This is a genomic window from Nocardiopsis sp. Huas11 (assembly GCF_003634495.1).
Classification (GTDB): domain Bacteria; phylum Actinomycetota; class Actinomycetes; order Streptosporangiales; family Streptosporangiaceae; genus Nocardiopsis.
In genome coordinates, this window is sequence record NZ_RBKY01000001.1 from 174002 (window position 1) to 197890 (window position 23889).

Sequence of the window (23889 nt, forward strand, 5' to 3'; positions counted from 1 at the left end):
AGCCTGGGAAAAACCTGAGGCGGCACGCGTGGCCAACGGCATAATGGTTTCTATGCCCCAACTTGTGCAGACCTGTCCCGTCTTCGTCGGGCGCGAGCGACCGCTGCGGATCCTGGGCGAGTACGCCGAGCGCGCGCGCACGGAGACGTCCGGGATGGTCCTGGTCGGCGGGGACGCGGGGGTCGGCAAGAGCCGCCTGGTGGGCGAGTTCACCGCGGCGCCGCTCCAGGGCGCGGTCTACGTCGGCGGCTGCCTCCAGCTGGGGGTGGACGGGCTCTCCTACGCCCCCTTCACCGCGGTGCTGCGCCAGTTCCTGCGCGAGCGCGGACGGGAGGCGTTCGAGGCCGCGGCCCCCGGCGGGGTCGGCGAGTTCGCCCGCCTGCTGCCCGAGCTGGGCGAGGCGCCCGAGGACCGCAGGGAGAACCGGGGCATCCTCTTCGAGCAGGTGCTGCGGCTGTTCACCCAGGCCGCGCAGGACGCGCCGCTGACCGTGGTCCTGGAGGACCTGCACTGGGCGGACGGCGCCACCCGCGACCTCCTGGTGTTCCTGGTGCGCAACCTGGACCTGCCCGGGATACTGATCATCGGCACCTACCGCAGCGACGACCTGCACCGCAACCACCCGCTGCGGCGGCTGCTCCCCGAACTGGAGCGCGCCCCCAACGTGCTCGGGCTGCGCCTGGAGCCCCTCACCCGCGAGGAGGTGGGCCGCCAGGCCGCGGCCATCCGGGGCGCGGAGCTGCCGCCGGAGAAGCTGGACGCGCTCTACCGCCGTACCGACGGCATCCCCCTGTTCGTGGAGTCCCTGGCGGCGGACGACTCCTGCACCACCGGTGAGAACCCCGACGTGCCGGAGCACTTCCGCGACCTGCTGCTGGAACCGCTGCACCGCTTCGACGACACCGCGCTGGCGGTCCTGCGGGTGGCGTCGGTGGGCGCGGTCTCCGAGAGCATCGAGCACGAGATCCTCTACCACGCGGCGGCTCTGCCCGAACACGAGCTGGAAGGGGCCCTGCACACCCTGGTCGACGCCAACGTACTGCGGGCGGGCCGCACCGACTACCGGTTCCGCCACGCCCTGCTGCGCGACGCCGTGCACGAGGACATCCTGCCGGGCCCGCACTCGCGGCTGCACCTGCGCTTCGCCCAGCTCATCGACGAGTACCCCGACGCCGTCCCCGCCGACCGGCGCGCGGCCGAGCAGGCGCACCACTTCCTGGCGGCGCAGGACCTGCCGAGCGCCCTCCAGGCCGCGTGGTGGGCGGCGGTGCGCGCCGGCGACACCCTGGCCTTCAGCGAGGAGCTGGACATGCTGGAGCGGGTGCTGGACCTGTGGGACCGGGTCCCCGACGCCGAGCGACGGGTCGAGGGGCGCACGTGGGCACAGGTGGTCAGCGCGGCCGCCTCGGCCGCGCTGGAGGCGGGCCGGTCCAAGCGGGCCCGGGAACTGACCGACGAGGCCCTGGCCAGCCTGGCGGACGACGCCGAGGACGACCACACCCTCGCGGTGCGCGCCGAACTGCTGCGCCGACGCGGCCAGGCACGCGCCCAGATGCTCAAGGGCGGCGGCGTCGAGGACCTGGTGCGCGCCCTGGAACTGCATCCGCCGCACATGCCCGGGTACGGCCAGTTGCTGTCGATCCTGGCCAAGACGAGCCTGCTCTACCGCTTGGACCGCGAGCCCTCGCCGGACCAGCTCCAGCTGAGGGAACTGGCCGAGCGCGGGCTGACGGGACGGCGGCTGGCGGAGGCGGCCGTGGAGGTCTCCGCCTCCGGTCGCGGGGGCGACGTGTGCGCCGCCGCCGACGCCCGGATCACCCTGGGCGGCATCAGCATGGCCGAGGGCGACGTGGATACCGGGCGCCCCCTGTTCCTGGAGGGCATCGCGCGCTCGCGCCTGACCAACGATCCGAACCTGGAGGCACGCGGGGTCGGCAACATGGCGCACTTCCTGCGTGAGCAGGGCCGGCACGAAGAGGGCCTGGTGATCCTGGAGGACGCCCTGGAGCGGCACCGGGCCCTGGGGTGGGCGTCCGTGCACAGCCACTTCAACCACCAGAACCGCGCCGAGATCCACTTCGAGCTGGGAGACCTGGCCACCGCGCGCGAGATCGTGGAGTCGGTCCTGCGCACCCGCCCCTCCGAGAAGCAGCGCGTCTACATCGCGAGCGTGCTGATGCGGGTCGCCGTGGCCCAGGGCGACACCGCCACCGCTCTGGCGTGGGTCCGGCCCATGCTGGACCAGGAGATCCTGCGCGCGCACCGGATGAACATCGTGCAGTTGGCCGCCCTCGGCATCATGGACACGCGGCTGGCCGAGGACCGGCTGGACGGCGCGCTGGAGCTGGCCCGGCGGTTGCTGGAGGAGCTGGAGCTGGAGGCCGCGCCGGGGTACTCCTGGCCGATGGCCGACCTGACGTCGGAGGCCGTCCGGCGCGCGTCCGCCCCCGGGCGGGCTCCGGAGACGGTCGAGCACGCGGCACGGGTACGCGCGCTCACCCTCAAGGTCACCGACCAGATGCCGGCCCACGGCCCCGTCCAGGCGGCGCACCACGCCGCCGTCACGGCGCGCACCGCGCAGGCGGAGGGCGCGGACGGCCCCGCCCTGCTGGAGCACTGGTCGGCGGCGGTGCGCGCCTGGGAGCACACGCCCCTGCGCCTGCACCTGGCCGAGGCGCGCCTGCGGGCGGCGGAGGCGGCGGTCGCGGCGGACGAGCGGGAGCGGGCCGCGGAGTGGGCCCGGCAGGTGTTCGAGACGGCCTCCGCGTGCGGGGCGGCGCCGTTGGCGGGTTCGGCCGCCGACCTGGCGCGCCGGTTGGGCGTCGGGCTGGGCGAGGACGCGGCGCCGCCGCCGTCCCCGGCGGGGTTGACCGCACGGGAACTGGAGGTCACCCGCCTGCTGGCGTCGGGGAGCACGAACGCCCAGATCGCGGCGGAGCTGTTCATCAGCCCCAAGACCGCGAGCGTGCACGTGTCCAACATCCTGGCGAAGCTGAAGGTCGCCAACCGCGCCGCCGCCGGAGCGCGCGCCCGCGAACTCGGCCTGGTCTGAACCACCGACTCCGAAACCTGCCCCCAGGGCGGGTTCGGATCGGTGCGCTCGACAAACCACTACGCTTCTAGTACTTTAAATAAAGCACTTCAACCGTCGTGGTCTTTGGGCCGCACAAGGAGGACCATGCGCACTCTCACCTACTTCGTCGCGGTATCGCTGGACGGCTTCGTCTGCGCGCCCGACGGCTCCTTCGACTTCTTCCCGAACGCCGACGACTGCGGGGAGTTCCTCCTCCGCGAGTACCCCGAGCTGGTCCCGACCCACATCCGGGCCCGGATCGGCCTCGACCGCCCCAACCAGACGTTCGACACGATGCTCCAGGGCCGGGGGTCCTACCAGGTCGCCCTGGACGAGGGCATCACCAGCCCGTACGCGCACATGCGCCAGTACGTCCTGTCCCGGACCCTGGCCAAGGACACCGACCCGGACGTGACGGTCGTCGACTCCGACCCGCTCGCCCTGGTCCGCGAACTCAAGCGGGAGGAGAGCGACCTGGACCTGTGCCTGGTCGGCGGTCCGACCGCCGCCGGCGCCCTGCTGCCGGAGATCGACGAGCTGATGATCAAGCGCTACCCGGTGATCGCCGGAGCCGGGCGTCCGTTCTTCGACGGCGCCTTCGCCCCGGCCGCCTTCGAGCGTGTACGGAGCACCGTCTTCGACAGCGGAGCCGACTACACGCTCTTCCGCCGCACCGCGCCGACGGCGGAGTGAGCCCGGCCGCGGTCCCGCGCGGCGCCGCGGGTCCCGGAACGCGCGGGTGGAGGTGCCGACACCGTCGGCACCTCCGATCCCGCGGCGGGCGGCCACGAGCGTGTGGTCACGCACGTGCCCGCCCGCGAGCCGGCCCCTGATCGCCGGACTCGCGCGGAGCCGCTCTAGACGGGCTCGGTGACGAAGACCAGGACCTCTCCGGGCGCCCACAGGGACACGTCCTCCACCAGCCAGTCGTCGCCGACCTCGTCCTCGGCGAGCTCGATCGTCTCCCCACCGCCGGAGGCGGGGTCCAGCTCCGGCGGGGCGTCCGCCGCGGACGGCTGGGCCACGGGCTGGTCGTCGCCGGCCTGGGCCGGGACATCCTGCCGGTACTCGGCGATCTCCTGGTCGCGCTCGGCCAGGGCGGCACGCAGCTCGCCCATCGTCATGCCGGCGGCGTCCAGACCCTCCAGGGCCTCGCCCTCGGCGGTCGCGGCGTTGCTGGAGTCATAGGGCTCGCCCGGTTCGGCCTCCCGGCCGAAGACGATCTCGACCGGAGCGGCGTACCCCTCGGGGATGCTCACCCCGACCGGGCAGGCGCCGCCGCCTCCGGGCGCGCACTGCTCGGGCGCCTCCAGGATCTCGATCTCCCTCTCCTCGGCCGCCTCTCCGGAGGCGTCGGAGTCGAGGTAGACGAGGGTGCCCACGGCGGTGGGCGAAGCGGGAACGAACCTCATGTCGACGTTCAGGCCGTGCTCGGCGAACTCGGCGGCGTAGCGCTCGGCGTCGGCCGTGGGGTCCAGGACCTCGGCGACGACGACACCGTCCGTCACGCTCATCTCCAGGACGGCGGCCTGCGCCGCGGGCGGTGCCAGCGGTGATCCGTCCCCGTCGGGGCCGGCCGGGGTGAGCAGGACGGTGGCGGCGACCGCGCCCACCGCAACGGCCGCGGTGACGGGGGCGGCGATGAGCAGCCGTCGGGTTCGGGGCTTGAGCGACATCTGCGTGTTCTCCTGTGACTGGGCGATGATCATCGATCGCAGCTCGCGGGCGGCCGGGGCCGCCGGGTCGAGTCGCGAGGACGCCTCCACCTCGGGGCGGAGCCTGCCCACCACCTCGTCGATCCGGTCATCGGTCATGACGTCGCTCCTCTCACTGTGGTGGTTCGGCGCGTGGCCGCCGAGGGGGCGGGGCCGCCGTCGATCTCCAGGCCGGCGCGGCGCAGGGCGCGCGCGAACCGGTTCCTGGCCCGGTGCAGCCGGACCCGTGCGGTGCCCCGGGCGCAGCCCAGGGCCACGGCGATCTGACCGGCGTCGAGTTCCTCCCAGCCCGCCAGGGCGAGGATCTCCTGGTCCTGGTCGGACAGGGAGCGGAACACCGCGCCGATCTCGCCGATCTCGCCGAGCCCGGGGTGGACCACGGTCGTCTCGCGCAGCTCCGAACGCAGCCGTGCGGACAGCGCGTTGACGCGGCGCGCGCCGCGCCGGTGGTTGGCGAGCACGTGACGGGCCACGCCGAAGACCCAGGGCCGGGCCTGGTCGCCGGGTGGGACGTCCCCGATACGGCGCCATACCGCCGTGAAGACGTCCGCGACCAGGTCGGCGGCCTGGTCCGGCTGCTGCGTGCGCCGCAGGAGGTAGGCGAGCACGTCGCGGTAGGAGGCGTCGTAGAGCTCCTCGAACCGTGCGACCGCCTGCTCCCTGGTCGGCGCCGGGAGTCGTCGGGGCAACGGGACACCCTTTCCCTCGGTGGTGGTGCGTCCTTCACCACGCACATGTCCGGACCCGGCGCGGCGTTACGGGTCCGTCCGAGGAATCGGGGTCCCGTTCGCGACAGCACGGCAGGTTCGCGACAGCACGGCAGGTTCGCGACAGCACGGCCCGTGCACGGCATCACGACAGGTGCGCGACAGCACGGCCCGTGCACGGGCGCGGACAGGTGCGGTGAGGGCTCGGGAGCACCTTCGAGGTGCCAGAGCTCATCGAGGAGCCCGGGGACTCCGGGTCACACCGTCCAGCGGTTGGTGATGGGCACGCGGCGGTCGCGGCTGAGGTTGCGAGAGCTGATCTTGGTGCCCGGGGCGGACTGGCGGCGCTTGTACTCGGCACGGTCGACCAGGCTGATGACGCGCCGGACCAGGTCGGGGTCGTATCCGGCGAAGATGAGCTCGGCCTCGCCCTTGTCCGTGCCGATGTAGGCGTCCAGGACGGCGTCGAGCATCGCGTAGTCGGGCAGGGAGTCGGAGTCGCGCTGGTCCGGGGCCAGCTCGGCGCTGGGCGGCTTGGAGATGGAGTTCTCCGGGATGGGCGGGGTCAGGCCCTCCCGGGCCGCCTCGTCGTTGCGCCAGCGGGCGAGCTCCCACACCAGGGTCTTCCAGCAGTCCTTGATGGGCGCGAATCCGCCGACGGAGTCGCCGTAGAGCGTGGAGTAGCCGGTCGCGGCCTCGCTCTTGTTGCCGGTGGCCAGGACCAGGTGGCCCTCCTGGTTGGACAGGCCCATGAGCAGGGTGCCGCGCACGCGGGCCTGGAGGTTCTCGGCGGCCGTGCCGGTCAGCGGAGCCCCGGTCTCATGGGCGGCCTGCTCGAAGGCGGCGACCATGGGAGCGATCGCCGCCGTGCGGGCGGCGAAGCCCTGGCGCTCGGCCAGGTCCTCGGCGTCGCTGAGGGAGTGCTCACTGGAGTACTCGCTGGGCATCAGGACCCCGTGGACGCGGTCGGGGCCGAGCGCGTCCACGGCGATCGTGGCGGTCAGGGCGGAGTCGATGCCGCCCGAGAGCCCCACGAGCGCCGAACGGAAGCCGTTCTTGACGACGTAGTCGCGCAGGCCCGTGACCAGGGCCTGGTAGACCTCGCCGGTGTCCGAGAGCGGGTCGGGGCGCGGGGTGACGGTGTTCTTCAGGGGCGGGTAGAAGTCGACCGGGGTGGCGGTCAGAGTGCGGCGGACGATGCGCAGTCCGTCGACCCGGTCGGGGTCCTCGGGACGGTCGACGGCCTCGGGCAGGTCGAGGTCGGCGACCAGCAGGGTCTCGCTGAACTGGGGCGCGCGGGCCACGAGGTCGCCCTCGGCGTCGACCACCAGCGAGTCGCCCTCGAAGACCAGGTCGTCCTGGCCGCCGACCATGTTGACGTAGGCCAGGGCGGCGCCGATCTCGCGGGCGCGGCGCTGGCACAGTTCGAGGCGGACGTCGTCCTTGTGGCGCTCGTAGGGCGACCCGTTGAGCGAGACCAGGAGTCCGGCGCGCGCGGCGCGGGTGGCGGTGACGGGTCCGCCCTCCTGCCACAGGTCCTCGCAGACGGCCAGGGCGACGTCGACCCCGCGCACCCGCACGACCGGGAGGGTGTCGCCCGGGACGAAGTTGCGGAACTCGTCGAAGACGCCGTAGTTGGGCAGGTGGTACTTGGCCGAGGTGACGGCCACCCGGCCCTGGTAGAGCACGGCGACGGCGTTCTGCGGCGCGCCGGCGGGTTGGCCCGGGGAGGCGCCGGGCGCGGACTGGTCCTCTCGGCGGGAGAGGTAGCCGACCACGGTCGGCAGGTCGGCCAGCCCCGCTTCGGCGAGGTCGGCCGCCAGGGCCCTGGTGGCCTTGATGGAGGCCGACACGAAGGACTTGCGCAGGGCGAGGTCCTCGACGGGGTAGCCGGTGACGACCATCTCCGGGAGCACCGCGAGGTGCGCTCCGGCCTCGGCCGCCTCGCGGGCGGCGGCGACGACGAGCCGGCGGTTGCCGTCGAGGTCGCCGACGGTGGGATTGACCTGGGCGAGTGCGATTCTCAGCTGTGCCACGCCTGCGAGCCTAGTCAACACGGCGCCATGGGGCACGGGGTGGACACGGCCGGGGTGGGGGACGGCATACTGCGGATGCGGACGAGAGCCGCGGGCGAGGGGCCCGGACGGGAGACACAGAGCACGGCTTGACTTGGGCCTGTGGAAATACTCCGGAAATATCAGCAGGGCAGACTGGGTCTGGGACACTGTCTCCGGCCTGGCTCCACGAGCGAGGATCCGGGTCCGGAACTGACCGGCATCGAGGAAGGTTGATCGTGAATCGACAGCAGGAATTCGTGCTCCGCACGTTGGAGGAGCGCGACATCCGGTTCGTGAGGCTGTGGTTCACCGACGTGCTCGGGTACCTCAAGTCCGTGGCGGTGGCTCCCGCCGAACTGGAGGCGGCCTTCTCCGAGGGCATCGGTTTCGACGGCTCCGCCATCGAGGGCTTCGCCCGCGTGTACGAGGCCGACATGCTCGCCCAGCCCGACCCGTCGACCTTCCAGGTCCTGCCCTGGCGCAACGAGCCGCACGGCACCGCGCGCATGTACTGCGACATCCTGATGCCGGACGGCTCCCCCTCCCCCGCGGACCCCCGGCACGTGCTCAAGCGGCAGCTGAGCAAGGCATCCGATCTGGGCTTCACGTTCTACACGCACCCGGAGATCGAGTTCTACCTGCTCAAGAAGATGCCGGAGCACGGGGAGTTCCCCGAGCCCAACGACTCGGGCGGCTACTTCGACCACACGCCGCACAACTCGGCGCACGACTTCCGGCGCAACGCGATCAACATGCTCGAGGCCATGGGCATCTCGGTGGAGTTCAGCCACCACGAGGGCGGTCCGGGCCAGCAGGAGATCGACCTGCGCTACGCGGACGCGCTGACCACCGCCGACAACATCATGACCTTCCGGCTCGTGATGAAGGAGGTGGCGATGGAGCAGGACGTGTACGCCACCTTCATGCCCAAGCCCTTCACGCAGTACCCGGGTTCGGGCATGCACACGCACCTGTCGCTGTTCGAGGGCGACCGCAACGCCTTCTACGAGCCGGGCGCGGACTTCCAGCTGTCCAAGGTGGGCCGCGGGTTCATCGCGGGCCTGCTGCGGCACGCGGACGAGATCACCGCCGTCACGAACCAGTGGGTGAACTCCTACAAGCGGCTGTGGGACGACCCGGCGGCCTCGGCCGGGATGGGCGGCGAGGCGCCGGCCTACATCTGCTGGGGCCACAACAACCGGTCCGCGCTCGTGCGGGTGCCGATGTACAAGCCGGGCAAGTCCAACTCCAGCCGGATCGAGATCCGCTCGATGGACACCGCCTGCAACCCGTACCTGGCCTACGCCGTGGTGCTGGCCGCCGGCCTCAAGGGCATCGAGGAGGGCTACGAGCTGCCCCCGGGTGCCGAGGACGACGTGTGGGCGCTCACCGACGCCGAGCGCCGCGCGCTGGGCATCCGCCCGCTGCCGCAGAGCCTGGACGAGGCGCTGCGGATCATGGAGAACAGCGAGCTGGTCGCCGAGACCCTGGGCGAGCACGTGTTCGACTTCTTCCTGCGCAACAAGAAGGCGGAGTGGAACTCCTACCGCCGCCAGGTGACGCCGTACGAGCTCCAGCGCTACCTGCCCACGCTCTAGCCACGGTTGTCGTAGACGCACGCGGCCCCGCCGGTCACCGACCGGCGGGGCCGCGCTTCGTCTCCGCCTCGTCCGGTCCTCCTCCCCCGTCACGGGAACGCGGCTCGCGGTGAGCACGTCGTATCCGGCACAGGACCGGCGACGGAAGGCCACGGAGGCAAGCACGATGACGCGACGCGCACGGGTATGGGGAGCCGCGCTCGCCGGGGCCACCGGTCTGCTGGCCGCTCCCGGCTGCGGCACGGGCGAGGACGCCGCTGCAGGGGACCTGCCCTCCGAGATCACCTGCGACGCGTTCTACCGGCCCGATACCGAGAGCGGTGCCGGGCGGGAAGAGGCCACCCTCGACCGCCTACCGTGGTCGGTGCCCTCCCCCTGGAGAGCGGAGGGACGGCCCCGGTCAGTCATCAGCGCGCGAACCGCTTGAGGGCTTCGGTGTCCAGGGCCATTCCTTGCCCGGGAATCCGAACAGCCTCGCCGTAGGGATGGGTGCTGCGGTCCATGTACTGACCACGGACGGGACGACGCGGGTCACCGGCCGGGGCGGTCGAGACCGAGTTCGCGGGCGCGAACGGCGGCGGCGTTGCGGTTGGAGACCCCGAGCTTGGCCATGAGGTTGCTCATGTGCACGCTCACGGTCTTGGCACTGATGGACAGGGCCCGCCCGATCTCCGGGTTGGTGCGCCCCTGGGCCACCTCGGCCAGGACCTCGGCCTCCCTGCGGGTGAGCCCGGCCGGCAGCGGTCTTCGTGCGGGCGCGGGGACCAGCCCCGCGGTGATCGCCAAGGGCACGGTGGGATCGGGCAGATGATGGCGCAGGCGCAGCAGCTCCGCACGCCGCGTGAGGAGCACCAGTCCATGCCGATCGGCGACGGCGCGGGCAGCGTCCAGATGGCGGGCGGCGCGCTCACGGTCATCGGCCCGGAAGGCGGCACGGGTGGCGCCGACCAGTGCTTCGGCCTCGGTCAGCACCAGTCCGCCCCGACGGGCCAGGATCACGGCGGCCTCGCAGTCCGCCAGAGCCCGGACCGGATCCTCGCCGATCAGGCCCATCACCAGGTGCCTGGCCAGCCGGTAGTCGGGATGCTCGGTGTGGGCCGCCAGGCGGTCGGCCTCCTCCGCCACCCCGGCGGTGAGCGCCTCGGCCTCCTCCTCCCAACCGGGTGCCTCCCCCAGCGCCACCGCCACCTCCGCCAGCCACGGCAGCGCGCGCACGTGCAGGTCGTCGGCGAAGGACACCAGGTCCCAGGTCTGGTCCAGCAGTCCGAGCGCGAGATCGAAGGCCTCGCCCAGCCGTCCCTCGACGGCGGCCTGGGCCATCGTGAACATGCGGACCGGAAGGTGTTCGGTGGGAGCGCTGGTGTGCTCGGGCAGCAGTCGGCGAAACTCCTCGGTCGCCAGTCGCATCCAGTCCGGCCGACAGCGGTAGTACGCCATGTGCATGCGCACGCTGAGGGAACGTGCCTGGACCAGGGCATCGGTGGTGACCTGCTCCAGTAGGGACTCGGCCTCGGCGAAGCGCCCCTGGTTGGCCCTGGTCACGGCCAGCCCGTAGTAGAAGATGTCGCCCTGGGTGCGGGTCAGGCCCAGTTCCTCGCAGCGGCGCAGCCCCTCCAACGATCGCTGGACGCTCTCCTCGGTACGGCCCAGTCGTTTGAGCGCCCCGCTGATGTTGTTCAGACCGCGCAGCTCCACCTGCGGATACCCGCCTTCGCGGGCCAGGGCGATGCCCTCGGCGAGCAGTTCCAGGCCCACCTGCCACTCGTCCGGGTCGGTGGTGCATCCCAGGGTGATGAGGCTGTCGGCCTCGCTCCGGCGGTCCCCCAGTTCACGGGCCAGCGCCAGGACACGGCCCGCGCTGCGGCGGGCCTCGTCCCGGTGGCCGCGCACCATGAGCGTGGCAGCCAGGGTGGAGACCACCGCCGCCCGCTGCGGGTGTCCCGGCGGCAACACGATGAAGGCGTCTGCGAGGTCCTCCAGCGCGCCGTCGCGACCGAGCTCCTTGAGCGCCTGGGCACGCGCGTGCCGGAGTCCGGCGATGAGTTCGGCGTGCACGGGGGGCGGTGCGGACGAGTCGTGGTAATCACTGGCCCCCACCTCACGCAGGCCGTCGGCGGCGTAGTCGGCCGCCCGCCGTGGGGACCCGGCGAGCAGGCAGGCGGCGGAGGCCAGCCGCAGCACCTCGCCGCGTGGATGGCCGATCCGTTCGGCGGCGTCGGGGACCAGGTCCCACAGTTCGAGGACGCGTTCGAGGAGCACCAGGTGCTCGGGGTAGGCGGCCGCGCGGGCCGTGTGGTCGGCCGCACGCCAGGCCCAGGGGAGGGCGAGCGGCTGGTCGCGGGCCGCGTGGGCGTGGTGGGCGAGCTGCACGGCGGTCTGGGCGTCGGTCAGGCCGGGGACACCGCGTTCGAGGGCTTCGGCGTAGCGGCGGTGGGCCCGGACGCGCTCACCGGGCAGAAGGTCGTCGTAGACGGCCTCGGCGAGTAGGGCGTGGCGAAAGGTGTAGCCGGTGTCGGTGGTGCGCAGGACCTGGGCGTCGGTGGCGTGGCGCAGGGCGGTGTCGAGGTCGTCCTCAGTGGTCCCGGCCCGCCGGGCGACGGCGGCGAGCAGGGCGTGGTCGACGCGGTCCCCGGCGGTGGCGGCCAGTCCGAGCAGCCGCCGAGTGGTCTCGGGCAGGCGCTCCACGGTGGACAGCAGCAGGTCGCGCGGCCGGTCGGGCAGGGGCGCGCCGACGGGCCCCGGGCCGGACAGGAAGGACTCCACGAACAGGGGGTTGCCGCCGCTGCGCGCGTAGAGCAGGTCGACGTCGGCGGGGTCCAGCGCACCGCCGCGCAGGCCCGCCGCCTGGGCGGCGACCTCGTCGCGGCTGAGGGGGTCCACGTCCAGGCGCCCGACGCGGGGCAGCCGTTGGAGTTCGGGGAGCAGGCGTCGGAGCGGGTGGGCGCGGTACAGGTCGTCGGTGCGCACCGACACCAGGAGGTGGACGGGCGCGTCGCCCAGGTTGCGCAGCAGGAAGACGAGGAGGTCGCGGGTGGAGGCGTCCGCCCAGTGCAGGTCCTCGATCACGAGGGTGAGGCCGTCGGGGCGGGCGCGCTCCTCCAGGAAGGTGAGGACGGACTCGAAGAGCAGGGCCCGGCTCTGGTCGCCGAGGCCGGTACCGGTTCCGCTCCCGGATCCCGGTGCGAAGCCGGGGTCCGGGCCGGGGATCCAGGCATGTCCGTGCCCAGGGGCCGAACGGGCATCCCGGACCCACTCGGGCCTCGGTCCCGGGTCAGGACCGGCGCCGGGGCCGTGGCCCCACCCAGGGCTAGGCGCAGATCCTGGGTCCGGTCCCCACCCGGGACCGGGAGCGAGTCCAGGGTCCGATCCCCGCCCGAGGCCGGGCACGGGCCTTGGGCCATCGTCGGAGGTGCCTCCTCGCCCCCGCCCGTCGCCGGCACCGGACCCCGAACGCCGACCGGTGGCGGGACCGCCCTCGGCACCGGAGCCCGGGTCCCGCGGCCACCCGGGGTCGGGGAGGAGTTCGGGGAGCAGGCGGGCGAGTTCACGGTGCTGGGCGGCGGGTGACCCTTCCTCGCGGGCCAGCCGGCGCAGGAGCGTGGTGAACGGGGCGAAGGGGAGTCCGTCCCCGCCGAGTTCGAGGCATCCGCCCACGGCGGTGCGGGCCATGGGCGTGGTGCGCAGGTACTCGTCGACCAGGCGGCTCTTGCCGACCCCGGCGTCGCCGCAGACCAGGAGCGCGCGGGCGCCCTCCCGGCGGACACGGCGCCCGTCCGCGCCCAGAGCGGCGAGGTGGCGGTCGCGTCCGACGAAGACGGAGGGGAGATCGGTGACCTGCATGGCCCCAAGTATGGCGGTTTTCTTCGGGTTCGGGCGGTCGTCCACAGGGCCGTCCGGGTCAGCCCGCGCTCGGTCAGAAGCCGAGACCGATCCCGAAGACCAGGACGACGGCGACCCAGACGTCGACCACCCCGCACCACTCGGCGAAGGACCGCGCCACCACCTTGCCGAGCCACAGGTGCACGAAGTCCCACACTCCGTGGAAGAGCCATCCGGCCGCCACCAGGTAGCGGCCCAGACCGGGGTCGACCACCAGGCCGGCCAGTCCGAGCCCGCCGAAGACCAGCATCCCCAGTGCCTGCACCTGGAACGTGCCGGATCGGGCCAGGTGGCCGTCGAGGACGCTCCAGACCAGGACCACCAGTGCCGCAGCGGAGAAGACGGCCGCGGGCGAGAGCACGTCGAGCGTCCGCAGGAGGAAGATGACGGCGAACGAGGCGGCCAGGAGCGGCCAGGTCGCGCCGCGCCGCTGCAGTTTGGCGACGACGAGGTAGAGCAGGGGCAGGAGCGGGAGGATCTCCGCGAAGCCCCGCACCTCCTCGTCGGTCTTACCGCCGCCGAACACCAGGACCGCTGTCAGCACGGCCAGCGCGGTGGGCCAGCGGTCGCCCAGGAACCGCGCCAACCGCCGCCAACGGGATTGTGACGCCGCCCCGGGCGCTTCACTTCCGTCGGTTCCTGTCCGCCGAGTACCCCCGGCCTGCCCGGCACCAGGGTCGGGGATCGGCGCGGGCCTGTCGTTCGCGGTCTCCATGGTGTTCCTCCTCAGGGTGAGGTCCGGGGATAGGACCCGGTACCGGGCGGGTCGTCCGCCCTGCTCTCCAGGGTCCCGAGGCGAGCCGCGCCCCAGTAGTGCCGAAACCGCGGTACCGACGTGGGTCTGTCACATGCGCGGATGACATCTGTCATGCGGAGGCGTCCACTGGGACAATGAGCCCGTGCACGACCCCTCGCGCGGCGGCCCCCGGCTCGCCCCTCTGCGCCGTTTCACCTGGTGGAGCCTGGCCGGAGCCACCGTCCTCTCCCTGGTCCCCGTCCTCGGTCCCCCCTTCCTGGAGCCCGGTGTGCCGGCCCTGGCCAGGGTCACCGCGTCCGTGGCCATGGCCGCCACCGCCGTGTCGGTCCTGGTCCTGTTCGGACGGCGTCTCGCAGGGCCCCCGCACGGCCGCGTCCCCCTCGGGTGGGCCGCCCTCGGCTGTACCGGCGCCGCGGTGCTCGGCGGGCTCCTGTGGATCTCCCACGACGACGGCGTGTGGTCGGTGGCCCCCGCGGTGATGGTGCCGCTGGTGGCGATGTTCCTGCCCCCGCGCCGCGCGTGCGCACTGATCGCCGCGGCGGCGGTCCTGCTCGCCATCCCGGGCGCGTTCGAGGGCGCGGGACCGTCCGCGGTGCTCTTCCCGCCCGGCCTGCTCGTGGTCCTCACCTGGGTCGTGTTCGGCATGCTGTGGACCTGGGACGTCACCGAACGCCTGGACGGCGCGCGCGAACTGGCCGCCCGGCTGGCCGTCGCGCAGGAGAGGCTGCGGTTCGCGGCCGAACTGCACGACATCCAGGGCCACCACCTCCAGGTGATCGCGCTCAAGGGCGAGCTGGCCGCCCGGCTGGCGGGGACCGATCCGGTCCGTGCCACGGCGGAGATGCGGCAGGTGCAGGATCTGGCGCGGGACGCCCTGCGGGACACCCGGGCCGTCGTCCAGGGCTATCGGCGCACGTCCCTGGACGAGGAGATCACCAACGCGGCCGGGGTCCTCACGAGCGCGGGCATCCGGGTCCGCACCGACATCGGACCCGCCGCGCAGGACCGTCCGCTCCCCGACGACACCCGTGCCCTCCTCGGGTTCGTGGTACGCGAGGCGACCACGAACGTGCTGCGCCACAGCCGCGCGCGCTCGGTCGGCATCGGCCTGGACGCCGCCGCGGGCCGCGTCCGGTTGCGGGTCCGCAGCGACCGCCCGGTGGGACGGGACGGCGGGACCGGCACGGGACTGCGTTCCCTGGCCGAGCGGCTGGAGGCGGCCGGGGGCACACTTGGCTGGGAGAGCGGGAGCGCGCACTTCACCGTGACCGCCGCACTGCCACTGGACGGGACGAACGGATGAGCGAAGCGATCCGACTGCTGATCGCCGACGACGAGGACCTCTTCCGCGGCGCCCTGTCCGCGCTGCTCGACCTGGAGGAGGACCTCACCGTCGTGGCCGAGGCCGCCACTTCCACGAACGCGGTGCGCCTGGCACTGCGGCACCGGCCCGACATCGCGGTACTGGACCTGGAGATGCCTCCGGCCGACGGCCTGAGCGCGGCGGAGCGGATCCGGGCCGAACTGCCCTGCCGCGTCGTCCTGGTCACCCGGCACGCACGGCCAGGGGTCCTGCGGCGGGCACTGTCGGCGGGAGTCAGCGGGTTCGTGCCCAAGACCACGCGCGCCGACCGGCTGGCCGAGATCATCCGCGAGATCGCCGCGGGGCGCCGCTACGTCGATCCGGACATCGCCGCGTCCGCGCTCACGGAGGACCACTGCCCTCTCAGCGGCCGGGAGCTGGAGGTGCTGCGCGCCACCCGGACCGGCGCCTCGGTCAACGACATCGCCGCCCTGGTGCATCTCGCCCCGGGCACGGTACGGAACTACTTGTCGGCCGCGATGGCCAAGACGGGTACCTCCTCCCGGCACGCCGCAGCGCACCGGGCTTGGGAGGAGGGCTGGATCTGAGGCGTGTGCCGGTCAGCCCGCGCTCTCCTCCGGCTCCTGCTCCTGGGGCGCGCCCTCCTCCGGTTGATGGCGGCCGGTCTCGCGCGGCATCCAGATCAGGACCACCACCAGCCCCAGCGCCGCGAAGCACAGCGACACCGTGGCCCCCATATGCAGTCCGTTGAGGAAGGACTCCTTGGCCGGGTCGACCAGGGCGCCTCCCTGCTCGCCCAGCCGCCGGGCCAGCGACAGGGTCGCCTCGACCGACTCCCCGGCCTCGTGCAGCTCGGCGGGCGTCAGGGAGGACGCGTCCTCCTCCTGGGCGACCCGCTCCAGTTCGGGGGTGATGCCGGCCCGGTAGCGGAACGAGATGAGCGCCCCCAGGACCGCCACACCCATCGCGGTCGCGACCTGGCGGACCGTGTTCTGCACGGCGGAGGCGGCCCCGGCCTTGCCGGGCGGGACGGAGGACATGATCGCGTCGGTCGCGGGCGTCAGGACGATCGCCATGGAGGAGGCCTGGACGAAGGTCATGACGATGATCAGCACGAGCGGGGTGTCGATCTGCAGCTGGGTGAAGAAGGCGAAGGTCGCGCACACCCCCAGCACGCCCGCCGCGGCGACCCTGCGGGGCCCGACCCACCGCACCAGCGTGGGACTCAGCGGGGCCATGAGGATCTGCCCGGCCGCCGCGGGCAGCACCAGCAGACCCGCCATGAACGGGCTGAACTCGCGCACGCTCTGCCAGTAGAAGCTGAGGAAGAAGATCAGACCGGACATGCTGAAGAAGAGCACCATCATGATGGCGATGGAGACGCTGAACCTGGGGTTGCGGAAGAAACGCACGTCCAGGGAGGGGTCGGTGGTGCGTGACTCGTGGACCAGGAAAAATGTGATCACCGCCACACCCAGGAGCAGGGCGCCGTACACGTCCCAGTCGGCCAGTGACGCGCGCTCGCCCGCGGTGATGATGCCGTAGATCAGCAGCACCAGTCCGGGGACGGACAACAGCACGCCCACGACGTCCGGGCGGCCCGGGTGCTGGTCGCGCGACTCCGGGATCAGGAAGAACGCCAGCGCCAGCCCGACCACGACGAAGGGCACGTTGATCAGGAAGATCGACCCCCACCAGAAGTTCTCCAGCAGCAGGCCGCCCGCCGACGGGCCGATCGCCAGGGCCAGCCCGACCGACCCGGCCCAGATCCCGATGGCCCGTCCGCGCTGCTCGGGCGGGAACACGTTGGTGATGATCGACAGGGTCTGCGGCATCACCATGGACGCGCCGAAACCCATGGCGGCGCGGGCCAGGATCAGCTGCTCAGGGCTCTGGGAGTAGGCCGACAGGGCCGAGGCCGCCCCGAACACCACCAGGCCGGCCACCAGCAGGCGCCTGCGTCCCCACCGGTCCCCCAGCACCCCGAACGTGAACAGCAGCCCCGCGAACACGAGCGTGTAGGAGTTGATCGCCCAGGCCAGCTGGGACTGGCTCGCCCCCAACCCGAGCTCGGGGTCGGAGAGCACCCTCAGGGCCACGTTGAGGATCGTGTTGTCGGCGACGATCACCAACAAGCAGATGATGAGCACCGCCAGCCCGCCCCACCTGCGCCGATACCCGGTCTGCCGATCCACGGACACCTCCGATGCGAGCTGGGACTCCGCGCCCCGTGACACTCAGGGCTATCGGGAATGCGGCGCCTGCGCAAATGGGTTCCATCCCAAGGAATTCGGCGTCGGGACGCCGTGCGATGATGCTGTCGTGCGGCGCGCCGCACCCCTTGGCCCCCAGGGCCCTTCGCGCTCCAGCGCGACAACTCCATTCGTCCATACGTCCGGAGACACCCCAGAGGTGCTTCGAGACAACGGAGGAACGCTCACATGAACACCACAGCCAAGGCTTCCACCGGCGGGAACACCCTGTACGGCGGAGTGACCTCCCGACGCGTCACGGTTCGCGACCTGGCCGCCGCCAAGCGGCGCGGCGAGCGCTGGCCGATGCTCACCGCCTACGACGCCCTCACCGCCCGGGTCTTCGACGAGGCGGGCATCCCCGTCCTGCTCGTCGGTGACTCCGCGGCCAACGTGGTCTACGGCTACGACACCACCGTTCCCGTCACGATGGACGAGCTCGTTCCGCTGACGGCCGCCGTCGCGCGCTCCACCCAGCGGGCGCTGGTCGTGGCCGACCTGCCGTTCGGCTCCTACCAGGGTTCGCCCCAGCAGGCCCTGGAGGCGGCCAGCCGCTTCATGAAGGAGGGTCGGGCCCAGGCGGTCAAGCTGGAGGGCGGCCACACGGTGGCCCACCAGGTCGAACTGCTGGTCTCCGCCGGGATCCCGGTCATGGGCCACATCGGTCTGACCCCGCAGTCGGTCAACACGCTGGGCGGCTACCGGGTCCAGGGGCGCGGCGAGGCGGCGGCGGGCCTGCTCAAGGACGCCAAGGAGCTGGAGCGCGCGGGCGCGTTCTCGCTCGTGCTGGAGTGCGTGCCCTCCGAACTGGCGGCCGAGGTCACCGAGCAGCTGTCCATCCCCACCATCGGCATCGGAGCGGGCCCGTCCACGGACGCCCAGGTGCTGGTGTGGCAGGACATGGCGGGGCTCAGCCCCAAGGTGGCCAAGTTCGTCAAGGCCTACGCCAACCTCAACGAGACGCTGCGCGAGGCCGCTTCGAGCTTCGCCGACGACGTCGTCCAGGGCGCCTTCCCCGAGGAGCGCCACTCCTACTCCGCCTGATCCGGTCGCGGCCGCTCCGGCCGCACCACGGCACCACCACCGCGCCGCCGGCCGGGTCCGCCCCGGTCGGCGGTGCGGCGTGTCCGGACCCGTTTTCGATCCGCTCCGGGCCGCTCCGGGCCCGCGGACCGACCCGTCCGCGGGTGCGGTGCGAAGTGTGAGGCGGACGACAACCCGAACGGTACTCGGGAGTAGAGTCGCACCGTACCGAGCACCGACACGGGCCGGGGTCCGGCCCTTCCGGGAGGACACATGCGCATCTCGATGCCGCTCCAGTACGCGGGCGAGCCCAAGGCCGCCGTCGATCTGGTCGCCGAGTTGGAGAAGGCCGGGCTGGACACGGTGTGGGTCGCGGAGGTCTACGGCTTCGACAGCCCCACGCTGATGGGCTACATCGCGGCGCGCACCGAGACGGTGGCCATCGGCTCGGCCATCCTGCCGCTGTACAGCCGCACGCCCAGCCTGGTCGCGATGACCGCGGCGGGACTGGACGACCTGTCCGGCGGGCGCGCCATCCTCGGCCTGGGGGCCAGCGGTCCGCAGGTGATCGAGGGCTGGCACGGTGTGCCCTACACCAAGCCGCTGGCGCGCACCCGCGAGACCGTCGAGATCTGCCGCCGCATCTGGGCCCGGCAGGACCGCCTGACCCATGACGGCTCCGTCTTCCAGCTCCCCCTGCCGCCCGAGCGCGGAACCGGGCTGGGCAAGCCGCTCAAGCTCATCAACCACCCCCGCCGCCCCGACATCCCGATCTACCTGGCCTCCCTGGGCGAGAAGAACGTGGCCATGACGGCCGAGATCGCCGACGGATGGCTGCCCCACCTGTTCATCCCCGAGAAGGCGGAGAGCGTGTGGGGCGACTCGATCGCGGCGGGCAAGGCCAAGCGCGACCCGTCCCTGGGCGAGCTGGAGATCTCCGCCGGCGGTCTCCTCGCGATCGGGGAGGGCGAGGACACCAAGAAGCTGCTCGACTTCGTCCGCCCGATGATCGCGCTGTACGTGGGCGGCATGGGCGCCAAGGGCAAGAACTTCTACAACACCGTGGCCCGCCGGTACGGGTACGAGGAGGCCGCGGAGAAGATCCAGGACCTGTACCTGGAGGGCCGCAAGGAGGAGGCGGCCGCGGCGGTGCCCGAGGAGTTCGTGGAGCTGACGAACATGGTCGGCCCGGAGTCCTACGTGCGCGAGCGCGTCGAGGCCTTCCGCGCGGCCGGGGTCACCCAACTCAACGTGACTCCCGTGGGTGACAACCCGGCCAAGCTCGTGGAGAAGGTCAAGAGCTGGGTCTCCTGACCCCACCCGTCACACCAGGTCGCGTGCCCCGCCCTCCCGCGGGGCACGCGACTCCCCGCGGCCGCGAATTTTTTCTCGGCGCCCGAAGGCGCAGCGCACCCACCCTGCGCCACTCTGTGTAGTCAACGCTCCACGAATTGTCTTGTTAACATGCGTTAAGTACCGTCTTGCCCCCGGACGAAGACCGGAGAACGCATGCCCCCGTCCCCCGCATCCCGCCGAACCGGCGCGAGCGCCCTCCTCACGGCGGCCGCCCTCGGCTCCGTCCTGCTCTGCCCCCTCCCGGCCTCGGCCGCCCCCGCGCAGCACTGCGTCGGCGACGCCGACGGCAGCGACCAGGAGTGCTTCGCCACCTACGACCAGGCGATCGACGCGGCGCAGGACCGCGTCGGACACACGCTGGCCGAACAGGAGCGCGCCCTGTCCGGTTCCCGGACCGGCACCCTCACCGCCGCGAACGACGTCATCATCGGCACCTACTTCGAACACGGGAACTACGGCGGCGCCTCGTTCACCCTCTACGGGGACAACACCTGCCAGGGCGGCGACGACATCGAGTTCTGGTTCACCTTCCCCCCGGAGTGGCAGGGCATCATCTCCTCCGCCCAGCCCTGGGCGCGGTGCTCGCTGTGGCTGCACGCCGGGCCGGACGGCACCGGCGACCGCGACGGCCCCTACCGCGAGAACACCCCCGACATCGGTGGCCACATGAACGACCGCACCGTCTCCACCACCCTGGGCTGACGCCCGGCCCCTCCCCCCGCCCCCGCCCGATGGGAGAACCGACATGAGACGCACGTACGCCGTGCTCACCGCCGCCGCGGTCGCCGTGGCGACCGCGGTCACCACGGCGCCGACCCCCGCCTACGCCGACCACGAGGACACGCCCACGGTGCGCCAGCTGCTGGAGCTGTGCAACGTGTCGACGGACGTGTGCGAGTTCCACCCCGGTGGAGCGCCGGAGCTGTTCGCCACCGACGGCCGCGTCGTGGGATCGGAGGTGTTCAACTGCACCTCGGGCCGCCAGAACATGGCCGTGGAGTGGTCCGACACCACCTCCCAGAGCAACAGCGTCGGCCTGGCCCTGACCACCGAGGCCGGCTTCGGAGAGATCTTCTCGGTGTCCTACGAGCAGTCCTTCCAGCACACCTGGACGACCTCGCACACCGAGTCGCAGACCACCTTCGTCAACACCGGGCCCCGAGAGGTGGGCTGGGTCGAGCGGCGGCCTCAGATGCAGCGCGTGCACGGCACCTACGAGCTGCACTTCGGCAGCCGCCAGTGGGGCCACTACATCTGGTACGCGCCCTTCACCGCCGAAGGACCCGTCCCCGGCTCGCCCGACGAGGTCGTCACGCAGAACGTGCGGCCGATGACCGATGCCGAGGAGGCGGCGTGCCCGTGACCCACCGAAACCACACGGTGCTCAGAGCCCTCACCGCCGGCGCGGTGGCGGCGGCCCTGGCGCTGGCGCCCTCACCGGCCGCGGCCGACCACGAGGACACCCCGACGGTCCGGGAGCTGCTGGAGAGGTGCGGCGAGAGCACCGACCTGTGCGAGTTCCACCCCTCGGGCGCCCCGGAGTACTTCCAGAACACCGCCGAGCAGGTCGGCTCACCGGTCTACAACTGCACTGACCACGAGCAGCTGTCCCAGGTGTCCTGGTCCAAGACCACGGGCGAGTCCAACAGCGTGAACCTGTCGATGACGGCCACGTTCGGCGTGGTCTTCAAACAGAGCTTCACCGTCTCCTACGGGCACGAGTGGAGCTCGGAGCACACGCAGACCCAGCGGACGCAGGTCACCGCCCAGCCCGGCGAGGTGGCCACCGTCTACTACGGGCCCAGGATGCAGCGCGTGCACGGCACCTACGAGCTGCACTTCGGCAGCCGCCAGTGGGGCCACTACATCTGGTACGCGCCCTTCACCGCCGAAGGACCCGCGGACGACCAGGGCAGCACGGTCACGCAGTCCACGCGGCCGATGACGGACCAGGAGCGCGCCGCCTTCTGCGGCTGATCCGCCGTCCGGCGACCGGTGCCCGTCGGGCGCCGGTCGCCGTTCACGTCCGAGCGGTCACGACCGCCCGTTCGGGGCCGCCCGATCGGGGCCGCCCGGCCGGGTGGCCCCGGCCGCGGGGTCACGACCGCGGGGTCACGACCGCCGAGGGATCACAGCCCGGTGATGCGGATGCCGGCGTGGGTCTTGTAGCGGCGGTTGACCGCGATGAGGTTGGCGGTGAGCGCCTCGACCTGGTGGGCGTTGCGCAGCCGTCCGCCGAACACGCCCCGCACACCGGGGATCAGGTCGGCCAGCGCGCGCACGACGTCGGTTGCCTCGCGGTCCTCGCCCAGGACCAGGACGTCGAGCTCGACCTCGGAGACCTCGGGGTCCAGCAGCACCACCGCGGACACGTGGTGGAACGCGGCGGTGACCCGGCTCCGCGGCAGGACCTCGGCGGCCTGCTGGGCGGCACTGCCCTCGGGCACGTCCAGCGCGAAGGGGCCGCGCTTGTCGAAGCCCAGGGGGTTGACGCAGTCGACGACGATCTTGTCCGCGAGCTCGTCGGCCAGCCCCGCCAGCAGGTCGCGGTGGCCCTCCCACGGGACCGCGACGATGACGATGTCGCCCTCGGCCGCGGCGGCGGCGTTGTCCAGCCCCCGCACGTCGACGCGGGTCCGCTCGGCCTCGACCAGCTCCTTGGCGACCGAGGCCGCGCGGTCGGCGCTGCGCGATCCGATGATCACGATCTGCCCGGCCAGGGCGAACCGACGGGCGAGCCCACGCCCCTGGTCGCCCGTACCGCCCAGGACGGCGATGGTCTGCCCGGTGATGTCCACGCCCTCCGGCGTGCTCTGTTCGCTCATGCGCCGATCCTGTCAGAGCCGTCCCGCCGCGACCGCACCCAGGTCACCAGTCCTCGTCCTCCTGCTCATCCCAGGCCGAGTTGCGCTCGGCCGCGGTGGTGAGGGCCCGGGAGGCCGCCTCCTCGCTGTCGTAGGGGCCCATGCGCTTCTTGTTGGGACAGCCCGCACCGTGTTCGACCCGTTGGTGCACAAGGCAGTACCACCAGCGGTCCTGGTCGGATCTCTCGTCCATCTCGACCCCTCTTCCTCGGTCTCCGTCGTGGGGCATCTACCCGTGGTGGGACCGCGCTCACACCCGCGCGCGAGCGCCTCTTGGCGAGTCCGTCCGGAGGTACCCACGAACTACAATCGGATCTCATGACTACTCCGCTGGTTCCTGGGCGCATATCGCCCCAACGCTCGGTTCCCTCCCACATCGTCCGGCCTGAGTACGTCGGTCAGAAGTACCCCGTGGAGGGGGTCCTGGGCGACGTGCAGACCCCGGAGACCATCGAGAGGCTCAGGGCCACCTCGCAGATCGCCGCACGGGCGCTGCAGGAGGTCGGGAAGAACATCGACCCGGGCGTGACCACGGACGAGCTGGACCGGATCGGCCACGAGTTCCTGCTCGACCACGGCGCCTACCCCAGCACGCTGGGGTACAAGGGCTACCCGAAGTCGCTGTGCTCCTCCCTCAACGAGGTCATCTGCCACGGTATCCCCGACGACACCGTCATCTCCGACGGGGACATCGTCAACATCGACATCACCGCCTTCAAGGACGGGGTGCACGGCGACACCAACGCCACGTTCCTGGCCGGAAACGTCTCCGAGGAGCACCGGCTGCTGGTGGAGCGCACCCACGAGGCCACGATGCGCGCGATCAAGGCCTGCCGTCCGGGTCGGCGGATCAACGTGATCGGCCGGGTCATCGAGTCCTACGCCAAGCGGTTCGGCTACGGCGTGGTGCGCGACTTCACCGGGCACGGCGTGGGCCCGGAGTTCCACTCCGGCCTGGTGATCCCGCACTACGACGACCCGCGCGCGGACACCGTCATGGAACCGGGGATGACCTTCACCATCGAGCCGATGATCACCCTCGGCGCGGTCGAGTACGACATGTGGGACGACGGCTGGACCGCCGTGACCGCCGACCGCCGCTGGACCGCGCAGTTCGAGCACACCCTGGTCATCACCGACACCGGCGCGGAGATCCTCACCCTGCCCTGAGTGCGGACGGCACGGCCCATGGACGGCCGCGGGCCGGACGGCGCGGGGGCGGCCGGCCCGTGGGGCCTCCCCCGCCCGGCCTGCGAGGGGGCGCCGTCGAGCCCGGCCGCCCCG

20 protein-coding genes and 1 pseudogene are annotated in these 23889 nt (G+C 72.3%); 12 read left to right on the forward strand and 9 right to left on the reverse strand.

The window, feature by feature from the left end; all coding sequences use genetic code 11:
- Nucleotides 1–43 precede the first annotated feature (43 nt).
- The gene (locus DFP74_RS00745; RefSeq protein WP_199725850.1) at nucleotides 44–3052 is read left to right on the forward strand and encodes an AAA family ATPase; all 3009 of its coding nucleotides are present in this window, start codon (nucleotides 44–46) and stop codon (nucleotides 3050–3052) included.
- Between the two features lie 126 nt (nucleotides 3053–3178).
- On the forward strand, nucleotides 3179–3766 hold the full coding sequence (locus tag DFP74_RS00750; RefSeq protein ID WP_121179936.1) for a dihydrofolate reductase family protein: 588 nt from the start codon (nucleotides 3179–3181) through the stop codon (nucleotides 3764–3766).
- 164 nt (nucleotides 3767–3930) lie between these two features.
- Here DFP74_RS00750 and DFP74_RS00755 read toward each other — a convergent pair whose 3' ends face one another.
- From DFP74_RS00755 to DFP74_RS00765, 3 genes are all read right to left on the reverse strand, one after another.
- On the reverse strand, nucleotides 3931–4887 hold the full coding sequence (locus DFP74_RS00755; RefSeq protein ID WP_121179937.1) for a hypothetical protein: 957 nt from the start codon (nucleotides 4885–4887) through the stop codon (nucleotides 3931–3933).
- Complete coding sequence (locus DFP74_RS00760; RefSeq protein WP_121179938.1) at nucleotides 4884–5477, reverse strand: RNA polymerase sigma factor; 594 nt, start codon at nucleotides 5475–5477, stop codon at nucleotides 4884–4886. The genes DFP74_RS00755 and DFP74_RS00760 overlap by 4 nt, the downstream gene beginning before the upstream one ends.
- Before the next feature lie 275 nt (nucleotides 5478–5752).
- Nucleotides 5753–7531: an NAD+ synthase gene (locus tag DFP74_RS00765; protein ID WP_121179939.1), complete on the reverse strand. Its 1779-nt coding sequence runs from the start codon at nucleotides 7529–7531 to the stop codon at nucleotides 5753–5755.
- Between the two features lie 257 nt (nucleotides 7532–7788).
- Here DFP74_RS00765 and DFP74_RS00770 point away from each other — a divergent pair, with 257 nt between their 5' ends.
- On the forward strand, nucleotides 7789–9150 hold the full coding sequence (locus tag DFP74_RS00770) for a glutamine synthetase family protein (protein ID WP_197285661.1): 1362 nt from the start codon (nucleotides 7789–7791) through the stop codon (nucleotides 9148–9150).
- A gap of 166 nt (nucleotides 9151–9316) precedes the next feature.
- The gene (locus tag DFP74_RS33225) at nucleotides 9317–9577 is read left to right on the forward strand and encodes a hypothetical protein (RefSeq protein ID WP_147453793.1); all 261 of its coding nucleotides are present in this window, start codon (nucleotides 9317–9319) and stop codon (nucleotides 9575–9577) included.
- Here the strand turns inward: DFP74_RS33225 and DFP74_RS34140 are convergent.
- From DFP74_RS34140 to DFP74_RS00785, 3 genes and pseudogenes are all read right to left on the reverse strand, one after another.
- Nucleotides 9558–9674, reverse strand: a pseudogene (locus DFP74_RS34140) (Uma2 family endonuclease); the annotation flags it as partial. The gene DFP74_RS33225 and the pseudogene DFP74_RS34140 overlap by 20 nt on opposite strands.
- A gap of 7 nt (nucleotides 9675–9681) precedes the next feature.
- On the reverse strand, nucleotides 9682–12990 hold the full coding sequence (locus DFP74_RS00780) for a helix-turn-helix transcriptional regulator (RefSeq protein ID WP_121179940.1): 3309 nt from the start codon (nucleotides 12988–12990) through the stop codon (nucleotides 9682–9684).
- A 73-nt stretch (nucleotides 12991–13063) separates the two neighbouring features.
- Nucleotides 13064–13615 (reverse strand): hypothetical protein, encoded by a 552-nt coding sequence (locus tag DFP74_RS00785; protein ID WP_121179941.1) that lies wholly within the window; start codon nucleotides 13613–13615, stop codon nucleotides 13064–13066.
- Between the two features lie 313 nt (nucleotides 13616–13928).
- On the opposite strand from DFP74_RS00785, the gene DFP74_RS00790 reads away from it, so the two are divergent.
- Complete coding sequence (locus DFP74_RS00790; RefSeq protein ID WP_121179942.1) at nucleotides 13929–15089, forward strand: sensor histidine kinase; 1161 nt, start codon at nucleotides 13929–13931, stop codon at nucleotides 15087–15089.
- A complete protein-coding gene (locus tag DFP74_RS00795) occupies nucleotides 15086–15697 on the forward strand; it encodes a DNA-binding response regulator (RefSeq protein WP_121179943.1) in 612 nt (203 codons plus the stop codon). The genes DFP74_RS00790 and DFP74_RS00795 overlap by 4 nt, the downstream gene beginning before the upstream one ends.
- Before the next feature lie 12 nt (nucleotides 15698–15709).
- Here DFP74_RS00795 and DFP74_RS00800 read toward each other — a convergent pair whose 3' ends face one another.
- Nucleotides 15710–17305 carry an MFS transporter gene (locus tag DFP74_RS00800; RefSeq protein WP_121187941.1) on the reverse strand — a complete coding sequence of 532 codons (1596 nt, stop codon included), beginning with the start codon at nucleotides 17303–17305 and terminating at the stop codon, nucleotides 15710–15712.
- A gap of 246 nt (nucleotides 17306–17551) precedes the next feature.
- Between DFP74_RS00800 and panB the strand changes: the two genes are divergently transcribed.
- The 5 genes from panB (at nucleotide 17552) to DFP74_RS00830 (ending at nucleotide 21718) form a co-directional block, all read left to right on the forward strand.
- Nucleotides 17552–18406, forward strand: coding sequence for a 3-methyl-2-oxobutanoate hydroxymethyltransferase (gene panB, locus DFP74_RS00810; protein WP_121179944.1), 855 nt, complete (start codon nucleotides 17552–17554; stop codon nucleotides 18404–18406).
- 252 nt (nucleotides 18407–18658) lie between these two features.
- The gene (locus tag DFP74_RS00815; RefSeq protein ID WP_121179945.1) at nucleotides 18659–19699 is read left to right on the forward strand and encodes an LLM class F420-dependent oxidoreductase; all 1041 of its coding nucleotides are present in this window, start codon (nucleotides 18659–18661) and stop codon (nucleotides 19697–19699) included.
- 195 nt (nucleotides 19700–19894) lie between these two features.
- Entirely contained in the window at nucleotides 19895–20443 is a 549-nt protein-coding gene (locus DFP74_RS00820) for a hypothetical protein (RefSeq protein ID WP_121179946.1), read from the forward strand.
- Between the two features lie 43 nt (nucleotides 20444–20486).
- Complete coding sequence (locus DFP74_RS00825; protein WP_199725434.1) at nucleotides 20487–21104, forward strand: hypothetical protein; 618 nt, start codon at nucleotides 20487–20489, stop codon at nucleotides 21102–21104.
- Entirely contained in the window at nucleotides 21095–21718 is a 624-nt protein-coding gene (locus DFP74_RS00830) for a hypothetical protein (RefSeq protein ID WP_233570747.1), read from the forward strand. The genes DFP74_RS00825 and DFP74_RS00830 overlap by 10 nt, the downstream gene beginning before the upstream one ends.
- A 152-nt stretch (nucleotides 21719–21870) precedes the next feature.
- Here DFP74_RS00830 and npdG read toward each other — a convergent pair whose 3' ends face one another.
- Both npdG and DFP74_RS00840 read right to left on the reverse strand, forming a co-directional pair.
- Nucleotides 21871–22566, reverse strand: coding sequence for an NADPH-dependent F420 reductase (gene npdG, locus DFP74_RS00835; protein ID WP_121179947.1), 696 nt, complete (start codon nucleotides 22564–22566; stop codon nucleotides 21871–21873).
- 43 nt (nucleotides 22567–22609) lie between these two features.
- A complete protein-coding gene (locus tag DFP74_RS00840; RefSeq protein ID WP_121179948.1) occupies nucleotides 22610–22798 on the reverse strand; it encodes a hypothetical protein in 189 nt (62 codons plus the stop codon).
- A gap of 125 nt (nucleotides 22799–22923) precedes the next feature.
- On the opposite strand from DFP74_RS00840, the gene map reads away from it, so the two are divergent.
- Complete coding sequence (gene map / locus DFP74_RS00845) at nucleotides 22924–23775, forward strand: type I methionyl aminopeptidase (protein WP_199725436.1); 852 nt, start codon at nucleotides 22924–22926, stop codon at nucleotides 23773–23775.
- Nucleotides 23776–23889: the final 114 nt, after the last annotated feature.